9 protein-coding genes are annotated in these 14,266 nt (G+C 64.1%); 3 read left to right on the forward strand and 6 right to left on the reverse strand.

What is annotated here, in order from left to right:
- Window positions 1-11: 11 nt before the first annotated feature.
- The 5 genes from AC1DQQ_RS19900 to AC1DQQ_RS19920 all read right to left on the reverse strand — a co-directional run bounded on the left by AC1DQQ_RS19900 (window position 12) and on the right by AC1DQQ_RS19920 (window position 6,665).
- Window positions 12-2,918, reverse strand: a complete 2,907-nt coding sequence (locus AC1DQQ_RS19900) for a DUF6493 family protein (RefSeq protein WP_478046533.1) — start codon at window positions 2,916-2,918, stop codon at window positions 12-14.
- The gene (locus AC1DQQ_RS19905; RefSeq protein ID WP_478046534.1) at window positions 2,915-4,273 is read right to left on the reverse strand and encodes an SWIM zinc finger family protein; all 1,359 of its coding nucleotides are present in this window, start codon (window positions 4,271-4,273) and stop codon (window positions 2,915-2,917) included. Before AC1DQQ_RS19905 ends, AC1DQQ_RS19900 begins: the two co-directional genes overlap by 4 nt.
- Window positions 4,274-4,535: 262 nt before the next feature.
- Complete coding sequence (locus AC1DQQ_RS19910; RefSeq protein WP_478046535.1) at window positions 4,536-5,822, reverse strand: NAD(P)/FAD-dependent oxidoreductase; 1,287 nt, start codon at window positions 5,820-5,822, stop codon at window positions 4,536-4,538.
- Window positions 5,823-6,064: 242 nt separating this feature from the next.
- Complete coding sequence (locus AC1DQQ_RS19915) at window positions 6,065-6,208, reverse strand: hypothetical protein (protein WP_478032497.1); 144 nt, start codon at window positions 6,206-6,208, stop codon at window positions 6,065-6,067.
- A 31-nt stretch (window positions 6,209-6,239) separates the two neighbouring features.
- A complete protein-coding gene (locus AC1DQQ_RS19920; RefSeq protein WP_478046536.1) occupies window positions 6,240-6,665 on the reverse strand; it encodes a hypothetical protein in 426 nt (141 codons plus the stop codon).
- Window positions 6,666-6,764: 99 nt separating this feature from the next.
- Between AC1DQQ_RS19920 and AC1DQQ_RS19925 the strand changes: the two genes are divergently transcribed.
- Window positions 6,765-7,268 carry a GNAT family N-acetyltransferase gene (locus AC1DQQ_RS19925; RefSeq protein WP_478046537.1) on the forward strand — a complete coding sequence of 168 codons (504 nt, stop codon included), beginning with the start codon at window positions 6,765-6,767 and terminating at the stop codon, window positions 7,266-7,268.
- Window positions 7,269-7,357: 89 nt separating this feature from the next.
- Here the strand turns inward: AC1DQQ_RS19925 and AC1DQQ_RS19930 are convergent, their stop codons facing one another.
- The gene (locus tag AC1DQQ_RS19930; RefSeq protein WP_478046538.1) at window positions 7,358-10,213 is read right to left on the reverse strand and encodes a TonB-dependent receptor domain-containing protein; all 2,856 of its coding nucleotides are present in this window, start codon (window positions 10,211-10,213) and stop codon (window positions 7,358-7,360) included.
- 281 nt (window positions 10,214-10,494) lie between these two features.
- On the opposite strand from AC1DQQ_RS19930, the gene AC1DQQ_RS19935 reads away from it, so the two are divergent.
- The gene (locus tag AC1DQQ_RS19935; protein ID WP_478046539.1) at window positions 10,495-11,529 is read left to right on the forward strand and encodes a DUF2268 domain-containing putative Zn-dependent protease; all 1,035 of its coding nucleotides are present in this window, start codon (window positions 10,495-10,497) and stop codon (window positions 11,527-11,529) included.
- Window positions 11,471-14,035, forward strand: coding sequence for a serine/threonine-protein kinase (locus AC1DQQ_RS19940; RefSeq protein ID WP_478046540.1), 2,565 nt, complete (start codon window positions 11,471-11,473; stop codon window positions 14,033-14,035). The genes AC1DQQ_RS19935 and AC1DQQ_RS19940 overlap by 59 nt, the downstream gene beginning before the upstream one ends.
- The last annotated feature ends 231 nt before the right edge of the window (window positions 14,036-14,266 follow it).

Consider the following 14,266-nt stretch of genomic DNA (forward strand, 5'->3'; position numbering starts at 1 on the left):
TGTGCCTGCAGCTAGGTGAAAGATTGCAGATGCTTCGCGATCTTCGCCGCCTTTCCGCTGCCGTCGAAGGTCTCTAGCGCAGCGCGCGCGTCGCTCGTCAACTTCTGCCCAGTCAATGCCTGCGCCTCGACCATCACCTCGAGCAGATGGAAAATGTTCCTCTGCCGGAGGTCGAGGCGGGGAAGGCATTGCTGCAGGGCATCGCTGACCACCGCGGCGTGGAGCGGCGACACCGGTACGACGAGCATCAGTGCCTCGCCGAGCCGGTTGAACTTTACCCATTCGCCCTGCGCCAATTGCACCATCGTCGCCGCGAACAGCGCGGGGTCGAACAACCGGGCATCGATCCCTTCGATCAGCGCATCGACCGATAAGCCCCGGGCATCGGCATCCTTGCCAATCAGCCCGATGCACAGCAGCAGATGTCCGGTCTCGCCCCATGGCCGTCCGCGCTGGAACAATGCCTGGAAGAAGCCAGATGAGGGCGACCAGTTGCTGCTGTTCTCGTCCATCCGCTGCGCTAGCTGCCTCACGCCCTTGATGTGCGACGCGGCGGGATTCTGCGGCCAGATCGTTGCCAGCCATTGGGTCACCCACAACACGTGCAACTCGCCCGACCAATAGCGCGCGCTTTCCACCCGGCGGTTCAGCGCCGCGCTCGGCAGGGCCGCCCAGTCCGTGGTGATCCGCTGACCAAAAACATGCCGGACCCGCCCGAACAGACCGGTTCCCGTCGCCACCTCCGCACCATCGCACGTCACCGACAGCGCCAGCTCCGGATGTTTCCAGCGCTGGCCGTGGGCCTCGGTGACCTTTTGCCCGGCGCGCCACGCATAGCGCGCAGGCGTGATACTGTCGGGCCAGGCGTCGCTGAGTTCGAGCGGCACGAACGCGGTGGTCCAGTCGGCGAGCGGAGCGCGGCAGCGAGCCGCGGTGATCCACGCCGCGTGGTTGCTACGATCGGCCCGATCCGGTGCATCGTCCCCGCCCAGCGCGAAGCTGGCGATCCGCCGCAGCGGCTCGGGCAGGCCCGCCAGCCGCCCGCGCGCCTCGGTTCGGTTGTCAGGGGCCAATCGCAACAGCGACAGGCGGAAATCCATGCTTTCGGCAAGCCCCGGCGCCTGGAGCGCTTGCAGCCGGTCGACCCATATGAGTGGGTCGATCCACCCGCCTTTGTGCGTCGGCGCGCAGAGCAGGGGCTGGCTCTCCCGCCGCGCGACTCTCGCGGTCACCACTCGCAGGTGCGCGATCAATGGCGCGAAAGAATCCTCGACTGTGTAATAAGCCGCGTTTTCGCGCGTCGTGCGATGCAGCCTCCCGGTCACCCAGGTGTGGAGCAGATCGAGCAGCGCGAGGCCGACCCCGGCGAAGCCAACCGTCACGCCGGCGCTCGATTGGCCGTTCTGCAGACGATGGAGCAACGGCGCGGTGCGTGCGGCGAAATCGAACGGACGATCGCCGGCCAGTCGGCTGACCGCGTCGATGATCCGCTCGATCTCATCGGGCGAGTCGACCACCTCGGCCGCATGAAGTACCGCCTCGATCAGCGCGTCGACCGTGGCGATCGCCTCGACCGACCCGGCACTATCGAGGACACGGTGCGCATTGGGCTCGGCAGCAATCGGTTGATAGTGCGGGATTTCATCGACCAGCTCGACAGCCGGCGCGTCGGTGCTTGCCGCGCTGCCAAGCAGCTTGGCCACCCGTGGACGGTTACTCGCGGCGATAAAGGGTTCGGCCGAGCGAAGCACGTTGCGCTGTGCGTCGCCGAGCGTGGCGACGTACTTCTCCAGCAGATCGAGCGCCTGCGCCTGGACGTCGGCATTCGCGTGGCGAAGCGCCTCGCATATCGCGCCGAGTGCCTCGGGATCCTTCCCCTTCGACCGAGCGAGCACGCGGGCGATCAGTTTGAGCGCGGCGGTGGCGTTGCCCTTGCCTTCGCTCGAGAACACCGTTTGCACCTCGCGCAGCACAGGCTTGGTATCAAGCGAATCGCGTTTTTCCAGATCGCCGAGCATGTCGATCGCGAATTTCACGACGTGTCCGACCGGATGGCACAACAGGTCGATGTAACGCTGCTGGTGGCGCGACTGTTCGTCCGGCGTGGCCGCCATCTTCCTGTAGAAACCGTGGAAGCCCGACAATTGGTTCTGCTTGAGGTCGAGCGTCAGCCCCGCCAGCGCGAGGCCAAGCAGGTGCTCGCGATCGACGTGGCCGGCAGTGGACAGCTTGACCAGCGCTTCGGTCCAGGTCTCATAATCGTCGCCGGCACCTTTGGTCAGCCAGGCATTGGTGTTGAAGGCGATGTTCTCGACCCGGAACAGCCCGTCGATGTCAGGAAGCAGACCGGGATCAGCGAGCAATTGCACGGTGATCGGTGGGACCGGTGGTGCCTTGCGATCATGGATATTGGTCCGCATCAAATACCAGGCGAACATGCGATAATAGCCGTCCACCTCGGGCTTGCGGCAAATCCCGTCACGCACCCAGCCGCGCAGGATCGCGAAATCGAGACGGTTGCTCTCGCTGTCGAGCATGTGCGCGATCCAGTCGTCGAGCCATTCAGGTCGTCGGTCGCGCAAGATGATGTCGAGCGGTGGCATATGTTCTTGCCAGACGAAGATATCGCGCTTCTTGACTGCCGAGACTGGACCGACGGCGAACATCGCCAGTAGCGCGTTACGAGTTTCGCGGGCGCTCCAATACGTCCACGTGTTCGGGCCGCGCGCGGTGAGCAATGCCGCAAGGCGCGGTGAGGCACTCTTGTCGGCCTTGCTCTGATAGAGCTGACGATAGATCTTCTGCGCGGTGGTCGAGAGTTTCGCGCGCTCTTTCTCGTCCAACCCGGTGAACGCGTGCGCCACCTGCAGCGCATCCTCGCTGTCGAGGATCAGCGCTTCGAGCGTTTCTGGCGTCATCGAGCAGCCGCGTCCTTCTCGTTGTCCTCCTGCGCGAGCGACGCCGCGAGGATGTGCTTGCAAGGGCCGCGCTGGCCCTGATATTTGCTGAACCACGGACAGGTGCAGCTGTGCTGCTCGCCCGTGAGACGGACGCGATGGATCGTGCCGGTACCCTGTACCTCGTAGGTCGCGGTCGCGGGATCGCCGGCGATCCGTTTGACCAGTCCCTGCTCGATCAACTTACGCGCATTGCCGAGCCGCGGCTGCATCTCCTCGACCTTGTCGAGATCGAACGGCAGCTCGCGATGGAAATAATGCTGCGCATCGGCATCGTAGCCAGTCAGCCCGCGGCTGCCGAGCACGGCAAGTGCCGAGGTCACCTCAGTCTCGTCGAGGCCGAGCGTTGTGCCGAGCGCGGCGGCGTCGAGCTGCGATTGCCATTTCAGGCTCGCACGGACTTTCGACAGGATCGCATCGGACGGCGGATTGGCCAAGGCCGTAAGGATCTGTCCCTCGCCCGAAAAGCCGCGAAACACTTCGGGGCTGATCATCAGGAAAAAGGCGCCGATCGGGTAGCGGACTTCCCAGGCGCTGGCGCCGCTTTCATCGTCGGACCAGATTCTCAGACTCTGCGCGCGCGGCAGCAACGGCTCGATCACCTTGACGCGATGCGTGCCGAGGATCGGAACCGCGCCCGGCGCCGGGCGCTGGCTGAGCCTCAGCGCGCGGCCCGTCGGGACCGCGTAGCTCGGCATCTTCGGCTTGGCCGCCTTCGGCAACGTACGCACGAAGCGCAGCGCTTCGGCGGCGCTCACCTCTGCGCGCAATTGCAGCCGCGGCTGGTATGCCTGAACCTCGCTGAACCCCTTGATCCAGCGCAGCGGCAGCTTGACCTTTTTCTCGATCGTCTGTTCGTTGCCCTTGCTCAGCACCACTTCATCCGCGCCGACCGCGAACTGCACATCCTCCTCATCTCGCAACCGGAGCAGCGCATTGCGCATCGGCGTGTTGAAATCGACATTGGTGGTGCCGCGCCCGTGGCATTCGCCGTCAAATGCCTCTGCGGGCAGATCGACCCGGGCATAGACCCCGCAGCAACCACTGAATCCTTCGAGCCGCAGCATGGTCTCGTTGCTGGTCAGGACGGGATCGAGGATCGCGGGGCGCGGGAGAAAGAAGTGCGTCCGGACGACATCGCTCAGGGTGTAGAGCATCTCGCCCATGATCCGCGGCTGACGGACGCGGCCATCGAAGAAATAGGGCTTGGCTTGGCTCGCATCACAGGTCGCCAGGGACAATTGCGGCTTGCCTGATGCGAGCGCGACGTTCGAGGCGAAGCCGTATTGATACGTGAAGTCGATCGCCGCTGACAAACTCGCCCCCTGCCGCGTCCCCTGCTTTCACCCAGACGTTAGCGCGTTGCCGGGCACTTCGAAACTCGTTTGCGTAGTTACCCATCACCATATGGCGGAGCCGCTCGATGAAGAGTTCGTCAGGGCCATGGCTGGATTGGTTGCGCGACCGCATGACTGCCGCGCCAAGTTCAGATCACCAATCCAATTAGGGTGCCACGTGCATAAATCCTCAAATTTCCGGCGAAGGGCAACTTGGGTTGGGGGAAGTATGAAAGCGGCATCAGTCGATCGCGGCTTCGCCCTTCGATTGCGTGATGAGCCGGGCAGCACGCTGATTCCGCGTGTAAATCCATAGCCAATTGAGCGCCACGCTGAGCCGCGCGCGCACCCCGACCAGAAAATAGATGTGGGCGATTCCCCACAGCCACCAGGCGATCGCGCCGCGCAGCCTGATCCGGCCGAAATCGATCACCGCCTTGCGCTTGCCGATCTGCGCCAAACTGCCCTGGTGATGGTAGCGAAACGGCCCGGTTTCGGCCTTGCCGGTGAGCCGCCGCCGGATCGTCTCGCCGACGAACGCCCCTTCCTGCTTGGCGGCCGGCGCGATCCCCGGCACTGGCGAGCCGTCGGGCGCCTTGACCGAGACGGTATCGCCAATGGCGAAAATCTCCGGATGGCCGGACACGCTGAGGTCGGGTTCGACTACGATCCGGCCGTTGCGATCGGCCGCCGCCCCCAGCCAGTCCGCGGCAGGCGAGGCGCGCACGCCCGCGGCCCAGACGATCGTCCGCGCCTCGACCCGCCGATCGCCGAACGTGATGGCGCCCCGCTCGATCTGCGTCACCGGCGCGCCAAGGCAGACATCGACGCCGAGTTTCTCCAGCGCGTTCCTGGCATAGTTCGAAAGACCGTCGGGATAGCCGTTGAGCACCTTGGGCCCGGCTTCGACCAGCAGTACCTTGGTACGATGCGTATCGACCGCGCGGAAGTCGCGCGGGAGCGTATCATGGGCAAGATCGGCGATCGTGCCGGCGAGTTCGACGCCCGTGGGACCGGCGCCGATGATCGCGAAGGTCAGCAGGGCCTGCTGCCGAACGGGATCGGTTTCGCGCTCCGCCTCCTCGAACGCCGCGAGGATATGGCCGCGGATGGCAGTGGCGTCCTCGATCGTCTTGAGGCCGGGCGCGAACTCTTCCCACTCGTCATGGCCGAAATAGCCATGCCGAGCGCCGGTCGCGAGGATCAGCGTGTCATAGGGAATCCGGTTGCCGTCCGCGAGCTGCACGGCACGACCCGCTTTATCCACACCGGTTACGGTGGCGAGGATGGTGGTGACGTCGCGGCGATCGTGCAGCATCGATCGGATTGGCCACGCTATTTCGGATGGGGCCAGCGCTGCCGTGGCGACCTGGTAGAGCAGCGGCTGGAACAGATGATGGTTGCGCTGATCGATAACGGTGATGTCGACCGGCGCGCCTTTCAGGCTTTTTACCGCCCACAGACCGCCAAAGCCTGCGCCAACGATGACAACGCGGTGCCGCCCCACCTCATTCGCACGAACAGTCATCGATCGCCTCCGCTTACCTCGATGTCCGAGCACGGACCATTGTGGCCTCACCTATATAGGACGGTGGCGGCGAGTAGCTCATTACCGGCGGCGTCATCCGTGGTTACGCCTCACTCACGAACAGCGCGGTTCGGATTAGGCTGATGGCACGCGCGGCAGATGTGTATTTCGGTGACCGTTTACTAAACACATCTAACCTGGCCGCAATTACCGCGCCACGTGCATAAATCCCAATTCGACCTTCAACCGCCTTGGCTGCCATGATCAATAAAATCCCCGAGCTCACCCTTCGCGTCAGCCTTTTTGGAGCGCGCATAAAAGAGCCCACCTAGCGCGAGGCCGATTGCGACAACCACGCCGATTACCACCGGAAGCCAATGAACCATCTAATCCTCCCTGCATTCGCCAATGCCTATATTATTGTGACGATTGAGTAGTCTCGGCAAGCAAAGGATAGATCAACTCCTTCTCGCTCCTGATCCGCTGGCGCATGTCTGCCCGTATCTTGGTCGAGGCGGCGCAATAATCAGGCCAGCGGTCGGCGATTTGCCGCAAGGTCCACGAGCCGATGTGCTGGGTCGACGTGATCAAATTGTCCTTGCCTTGCGCTCTGAGCAATTCCAGCCCGGCCTTTCTCGCGGGAGGAACATCCGCGATCAGCTGGTCATAGGCGCGCTCGAGCAGCATCGTTCGCGCTCTGCTGCTGCGGGTCAGCGCCTGCCTGAGCGCTGGCAGTCGATCCATCGGCGGTTGCGGCAAGCTCGTCAGTGCATCCAGTTCGTCGAGCTTGGCCAGAATATCCGCATGCAACCGCCGCAACTGCTCTAACATATTGTGTTCCATGCCATTCCGATAATCGCCAGACTAACTAATCTATGGTGAAGGAACCATAACCCCTCACTAAGGTGAGCGCGCTAATCTACCGCAGTGGACACTCCTCGCGTGATCATCCGACCGGCCGAGCTTTCTGACCTGGACGAGCTTCAGGCGGTAATCCAACGCGCCTATCGCGGACGCTCTGCCTCGGCGAGCTGGTCGCACGAAGGGGAATTGCCCGAGGGCGAGCGTGTCAGTCGTGGCGATTTGGAGGTCCAGCTCGGCGCAGCCAATGCGCGACTATCGGTGGCCGAGATCGCGGGGCGCGTGGTCGGATCCTCGCTGGTGGTGGCGGTGCCACCAGGGCAATGCGAAATCCGTCTGGTGAGCGTCGATCCGTCCCTGCAAGCCAAAGGCTTGGGAGGCCAACTCCTCGGACACGCCGAGCTGTTGGCCGTCGAAGCGTTCGCCGCAACCCACGCGATCATCGAGGTGCTGCAGCACAAGGCCCGCTTGATCGCCTATTACGAGCGGCGGGGATACCGGCAAACGGACGGCAGCCGGCCCTATCCGCATCCGCTGAAAGTGCCCGCGACGTTCGTGACGTATCGCAAGGAACTGCGCCCCTAGGCGTCAGGGTGCGCCGGCGGCATGTGCAGTAACGGGCGAGAATGGCTGAATTCCGTTCAGCCAGACCCGCCCGTCACCGTCAATGACGATCAGAACCCGTAGGACAGCCGCGCATAACCGAATTGACCCGGGATATCGTAGGTCGTCGGATCGAAGTTCGCGCTGTCGCACGAACTGCAGATCGGCGGTGTCTTGTTGAACACATTGTTCACGCCGACCGTCAGCCGCATGTTATGATCCATCCAGGCCGGCGAATAATAAAGCTGCACGTCGCCATAGAAAGTCGCGGACATGACATGGCCGTTCCCTTCGGTCACCGCGCTGATGTAGCGCGCGGTGAACGATGCGCCGAACGCGGGCATCGACCAGTCGATCGTGCTGTTCAGCTTGAAGCGCGGAAATGCCTGATCGGTCGCCAGGCAGCGTTCGGTCCCGGCGCAGACCTGGACCGGCGCCGATGGCGGCGCGACATTGTACTTGAGGAGATAGGCGGCATTGGCCGTCAGCCCGATCGTCCCGCCGCGGATCTTGGGCGAGCGATAGATGAAGGTGGCGTCGAGCCCGTCGGTCTTGATCGCGTTGAGGTTGAGCAACCCCGCGCTGATGCCCGCGATCGTGCCGCTTGGTGTGCGCTTGATCGCGGAACAACTGATCGGGTCGGCGTTGAACGCGCAGCGGGCCAGCGTTAGCGACGCCGGGACCGAGTCGATCGCATTCTTCAGACTGATATTATAGTAATTGACCTCCAGGCTGAGCGCCGACGCCCAGCCTTTCGACCAGCTCGGGCTGTACACCCCGCCCGCAGTGAAGGTCTTGGCGGTTTCCGGCTTCAGCGCTGAATTGCCCTTCGAGAATACGCCGAGCTGTCCGCCGGTCGGGTCGTTATAGCTGCCGTTCGCCGGTACGCCATTGGCGATGCAATTCGCCCTGACCGTCGCGTTGGTCGGAAACAAGCCGCCGGCGCCGCTGGTGCAGGGGTCGTTGATCGTCGCGTCGCTGCGCGACAGGCCGGCATAGAGCTCGCCGATGCTCGGCGCGCGAAGACTCTCGGCATAACCGCCGCGGAACAGCAGATCGGCGACCGGCTTCCACAGGCCCGATGCGGTGAAGGTGGTGCTGCTGCCGAACGACGAATAGTCCGAATGGCGGACTGCGCCGTCGAGTTCGAGACGATAGAAGAACGGCGTGTCGGCAAGGATCGGCACGCGGAGCTCGCCATAGACTTCGTCGACATTGAAGCCGCCGCGCGCCGGGCTGGTCGGGACGTCGGCGCCGAGTCCGGCGACGATCACCGGATCGGGATCGTAGCTCGCTTTCTGGACGCGATGTTCGTAGCCAATGGCGATTCCGACCGGGCCGGCGGGCAGGTCGAACAGCTCGCCCGACAGATTGGCTGTGTAATCGTACAGCCGTTGCAAACTCTTGTCGCGTTCATCGAACGTCACGTAATTGAGCATCGCCGGGGTGATCGAGCCCGCACCACCGAAGATGTTGAACGGCACGCAGTCCCCGGTGCAATTCGCGACCGGACCCAGTGCCCGGGCGAGTTTTGCCGCGTTGAGGTTGCCGGTGAACAGCTGATGGGCATCGTTCAGGCCGAGCACGGCATTGGCGTCCCAATACCATTTCTTGGAGCCGAGGAAGAACGAGCCATCGACCGTGACGGTCCCGGAGAAGGTGTTGACGTCTTGCGTGAAGACACGCTGCCCGCCTTCGACGAAGCGCCGCCGGATGGTCGAATAATTGGCCGGCGTGCCGTCGGCGCCCGATGACAAGGTCACGCCGAACGGATTGAAGGGGTTGGTGGCATCGACCGAAATCGTATCGAGCAGATTGCCGTTGCCGGCGTCGGGCCCGATGAACAGCGGCAGGAACGCCGCCTCTGTGGTCGAGTGGCGATGATTATAGACCAATTTGACCCGCAAATTGACCGAGCTCGACAATTCCTGCTTGAAATTGAAGAACCCGCCGATGCGCTCGTTCGGCGTGATCAGGTAATTGTACGGCGCGAAGTTGAACCTGTCGGCATTGGTATAAGCGCGGAAATCGGTCGGATAGACCGGCTTGCGACCGACCACCGGCGCGACCAGCGTCAGGCTCTGGCCGAGCACGTCGTATCGGCCATTGGGAATGGCGCTGCTGCAGCCGCTGGTCGCCACCGCGCAAGACGTGATGCCCGCGGTCGGGAACAGCGAGATCGCGCGGTTGGCGGTGCTCACCGCTTCCTGCTTGGTATAGGTGCCGCCGAACACCAGCGACGTGCCGGTCGACGGCGACTGGATGCCGTAGCTCAACTGGAGGTCGGTGGTATGGCCATCGCCCTGACGATAGGTGCCGAATTGCGCCGACGCCTTGAGGCCCTTCTGCGCCTGGCGGGTGATGATGTTCACCACCCCGGCGACCGCGTCCGAGCCGTAGAGCGGGGAGGCGCCGGACTGGAGCACTTCGACCCGCTCGATCATGTTGGTCGGGATTTCGTTGAGATCGACCGAGGCCGGGATGCCGCCCGCGGCGGATCCGTTGACGAACCGCAAGCCGTCGACCAGCACGAGCGTGCGCTTGGCGCCGAGATAGCGCAGGTCGATTTCCGCCGAGCCCGAGCTGACGCCGGTGCCGTCCGGCGGACCGCCAATATTGCCGGCATTGTTGACCTTGGTGTTCAGCCCGCCGCCCGCGCTGGGCAGGCGTTGAAGCACGTCGGCGACCGAACTCAGGCCGGTCTTGGCCATCGCTGCCTCGTCAACGGTGACGACGGGTTTGTCGCTATCCAACGGGCTACGGCGAATGCGCGATCCGGTGACGACGATTTCGTCGCTCGCGTCGGATGCTGCTGCTGTGGGGGTGGCGCCGGCGGTGTCCTGGGCAAATGCCGGCATTGCCGACAGGCCAGCGATCAGCGCCAGGCTGGCGACAGAGGTGCGTTGTGTGATGCGTAGGCGATTCATTGAGCCGTCTCCCTTTACGGCCCTCAAGCATCGCTCTCCTGCAGCGGCAAAAGGGACCAAATCGGGATAAGGCGCAAGCACAAAAGCTTCAGCCGCCGCCCACTCCACATATCCTTTCGAACGTGTGGCGGCGGAACAACGCCATTTTCGGTCGCCCTGCCTCCGCGACGCCGCTTACATTCGCTCGCTCTCCGGGTTAGACGGCTCGATCATGAACCCAGCGGCGGGCAGACTGCATGTCCATGATGTCGTGGAAACTACCTCGGAAAAGCAAGTTGTTGGTGACGGTCTGGTGCCTGCTGGTGCCATGGGCCGTCCATGCCTCGCCTTGTCGCGTGATCGATGCCTATACGCCCGCCGATACGCTGTCGCATCGCACCGCCGACCTGCCACCGGCCGATCAGCTGAAGGCGTTCCGGCAAGGCATCATCGCGAGGTATCCGGGTCTCTATGCACCGCAGGTGCTCGATCTCTCGCCCGCCCAGAATATGGATGCGCTCATCCTTGCCTCATTGGCCTCGGCGCGAGAAAGCCAGACGCGTGCCGGACTGATGGTCACGTTGCGCCAATTGGTCGACCGTACGCAGGCATCGTTCCGCAAACTCGACGGCTTTCGCTGCGACTTCCCGATCTATCTCACCGACAGCCTGGGCCAGTTCGATGGTGCCGGCCGTATCGTCGACGGACAGCGATCCCTCGTCCTGGGGGTGGATGCGCTTGACGGCGAGCGGAGCCTCATCGCGCTTCCCGTCTTCATCGCTCACGAGATGTTCCACCGTTACCATTTCATGGCCGGCGGCTTCAGCGACGACGATGCCGACCGCCAGCCGCTGTGGCGCACGCTCTGGGCGGAAGGGCTCGCGACCTATGCCAGCCGGGCGCTGACCCGCGGCGCGACGATCGAGCAGGCGCTGATGCTGCCTGCCGACCTTTCGCAACGAGCGGCGCCCTTGAGGTCAAGAATCGCCGCGGACCTGCTCGCGCATCTCGATCAGATCGACCCGGACGTCTACCGAACCTATTTCACCTACGGGAATAAGGCCGTGGCCGCGCGTGGTCTGCCCTGGCGATCGGGTTATTATATCGGCTATCTCGTCGCCGAACGGCTCGCCCGACGCCATACACTCGGCCAACTCGCCCACATGCCGCCCCGCCAGGTCCACGCGCTAATCCGCGACGCACTGCGCGAAATGGCATTGCCGCGGCGCGATCGGATAGGCGAAAGCCGTTTCGTTCGCGCGGATCGCTATCGGCGCAGTGCGCTCCCAGGCACCGCACGAATTTGTCCTGCGATTCAATTCCTCCTGTTCGATTGACCCGGCCGCCTTTGCACGAAACAACCATGCCTCCGGCGCTCTTGCGCCTCGGAACGGGGAGGGGCACGTGACAGGCCAAACGACGAAGACGCAATGGGCGCTAATTCAGGCCACGTTCGACGACCTCGTGGATTTGCCGCGCGAAGAACGCACGCGCCGGCTGACAATGTTGGAGGACCGTTCGGTCGCCGCGAAGGTCCAGCTGTTGCTCGATGCCAGCGCGGCGCAAGGCATCCTCGACGGCGCCGCGCCGCCCCTCGACGCGCCGCAGTCTGCATTGACCTATAGCTCGTTGACGCCTGGAGAATGCGTGGGCGGGTTCGAGATCGAGCGGCTGATCGGCCGCGGTGGTATGGGCGAGGTCTATCTGGCCCATCGCCGATCGAGCGACTTCGAGCAGCGTGTCGCGCTCAAACTGCTCCGCCCCGAAGCGGTGGCGCGCGCCGAACTATTCGATCGCGAACGCCGGTTGCTGGCCAGCCTCGAGCATCCGGGTATCGCCCGGCTGATCGACGGCGGCGTCGCGCCGGATGGCCGCCCCTATATGGCGATGGAGTTCGTCTCCGGCCAACCGATCGACGCCTGGTGCCGCGATCATACCGCTCCGCTCGCCGCCAGGCTCAAGCTGTTTTGTGAGGTATGCGATGCGGTCGTCTTTGCCCATGCCAATCTCATCATCCACCGCGACCTCAAGCCATCGAACATCCTCGTCGACGAAGCCGGCCGGCCCCGACTGCTCGATTTCGGCATCGCCCGGATCATCGATGAAGACGCGGCGATGGCGACCACCGCGGCGCTGATGACACCGGACTATGCGGCTCCCGAGCAGTTGGACAATGCGGCCACGACGGTGGCGACCGACGTTTATGCGTTGGGCGCGGTGCTGTTCGAACTGGTGGCCGGCCGCGGACCGTGGCGCGATGAGGGAGCGTCTTTGCCGTCGATCATCCGGCGCGTGCTCAACGACGACCCCCCTTTGCCAAGCCGCCTGGCAGCCTCTGGTAAGATGCCGTTCCCGGCCAGTGCCGTCGCCGGCGATATCGATGCGATCGTGATGAAGGCGATGCGCCGCAACCCGCTCGACCGCTATCGCAGTGTGACCGAACTCGCCGACGACATCCGGCGGCATCTGGAATTGAAGCCGGTGCGCGCCCGCGCCGGGTCGACTGGCTATGCCGTGGGGCGCTTCGTGCGCCGCTACCGGATCGCGGTCGGCGCCGCCGCCGCCGCGCTCGCGGCGCTGTTGATCGGTGCCGGCGGGATCGCGTGGCAGGCGCGCCAGACCGCGATCGAACGCGACGTCGCACTGGCGGAGGCGCGACGGTCCGAATCGATCGTCCGCATGTTGACGGTCATGTTCCGCGATACCGCGACCTCAGCGGGCGAAGGAGCGACGGTAAAGCAGATGCTCGACCAGACGGCAGAGCGGCTCGTCGGATCACTCGACACCAGCGCGCGATCGGCGACGCTCATCACCACCTTGTTCGATCTCTACGTCAACCTCGAGGACGCTGCCGGCGCCGACAGCTTGATCCGCCAGGCAATGGCGAAGCAGATTGGCCGGGACGATCCGATCGCGACTGCGCAGATGCGTATGCGGCTGGCCTCGTCTGCCGCGGCGATGAACAAGACCGATGAAATGGCGCCGCTGCTCGACGCCGCCGAGGCAGTCTTTCGCGCCGATCCGGAGCGCTTTCGGTCAGAGTTGGTCGAGATCAACAGTGACCGGGCCCAATTGCTGCGCCGCACCGGCAGGGTTGAAGAGGCAATCCGGCTGCTGACTGCCACATTGCCGCAGGCCGATCTTGTCTATGCGGAGAACCATCGCGACCTGCTGACAATATACAATAACCTGCTGGTTTACATGGTCGAGGCCAACCAGCTCGACGCTATGCCCGCCGTTTTCGCCCGTGCCGACGCCATCCTTACCCGCACCGGCCAGCAGGGCAGTATGCAGGGGCTGGCTATTGCTCAGCTACGAGGCGTCCGGTTGCTGAAGCTCAATCAAGCGGAGCATGCCGAGGCGATTTTCCAGCAAGTCGCGGCGCAGCGACGCGCAGTGTTCGGTCAGTCGGCCGGCCTCGCCGTCGATCTGCTGCAACTAGGCCGCGCCCGTTTGGCGCTGGGCAAGTTCCCTGAAGCGCTTCGCGCTTTCACCGAAGCACGGCCGATGGCGGTGGAGAATCTGGGCCCGGCGGCTGTGCCCACATTGTTCATCGGCCTGGGGATTGCCGAAGCGGCCGCGGAGACCGGCGACACCGCCGCAGCCGAACGCGCCCTGGACGACGTGGCCTCGCCGATCGGCGCAATGAAGAAGCCGAGCCTGCCGCAAGGCGCACTCGCGCGAACACTTGCGGTCATTCGCTTGAATGAAGGGCGCTTAGCTGAGGCCAGACAGGCCCTCATCAAGGCCGAAGCGCTCTTTACTCAGGCCGGTTCGTCGGGAACGTCATTTCTGGCGTCGTTGCCGGCGCTGCGTGCCCGCATTGCGCGCGCGGGTCACTAGAGCGTGATGACGTGAGTTTGCCCCGTCGTGATTGCCCGGGCGTGTTCGCTGGCAAGGAGCGGTGTGCAGCGCGTAGCGGCGCTACGCGCAAGGACCGCGACGCAGACCAGCGGGCGCGCCCGGACAACCGCAAAGCGGCGGGCGCCTTTTGACGCAGTGCAGCGTCTCTCGTCGGTCACGATGCATTCGCATCGCTCCGCTCCTCGTTCCTCGCCCTGCGCCAAAATCCGC

The sequence above is a fragment of the Sphingomonas sp. P4_G3 genome, assembly GCF_056401105.1.